A 509-nucleotide genomic window follows, 5' to 3' on the forward strand; every position below is an offset into this window, starting at 1 on the left:
GTTTGAGAACTACTCCAGAATTATCTTTTGCTGTTAGAAGCTTAAATGCAATCGCTGGTATAGTCATAACAGCAAGCCATAATCCTCCAGAATATAATGGATATAAGGTATACTGGGAAGATGGAGCACAAGTTATGCCAGAGATTGCAAATGCAATAACAGAGAAAGTAAATAGTATACATGATTATAGTACAATACCAACCTTAACGGAAGCTAATAAAAATTTGGTAGTTTTGTTGGAAGAATCACAAGATACTAAATTTATAGAAGCAGTAAAAAGCCAAATTATAAGAAAAGATTTAGTTAAAAATGTAGGTAAAAGCTTTAAGATAGTTTATACACCTCTTTGTGGAACAGGGAATGTTCCAATAAGAAGAGCATTGAAAGAAGTTGGTTTTGAAAATATAATTGTAGTTCCAGAAGAAGAAAATCCAGACCCAAATTTTGCAGGGCTTGATTATCCAAATCCAGAAGAGAAAAAAGCTTTAAATAGAGGTATATTACTCGCA

Annotated in this window: 1 pseudogene; it reads left to right on the forward strand. The window is 32.4% G+C overall.

The annotated features are described in order from the left end of the window. A pseudogene (locus K0040_RS19965) lies at positions 1-509 on the forward strand (phospho-sugar mutase); the annotation flags it as partial.

This window comes from Terrisporobacter petrolearius (assembly GCF_020748185.1).
Taxonomy (GTDB): Bacteria; Bacillota; Clostridia; order Peptostreptococcales; family Peptostreptococcaceae; genus Terrisporobacter; species Terrisporobacter petrolearius.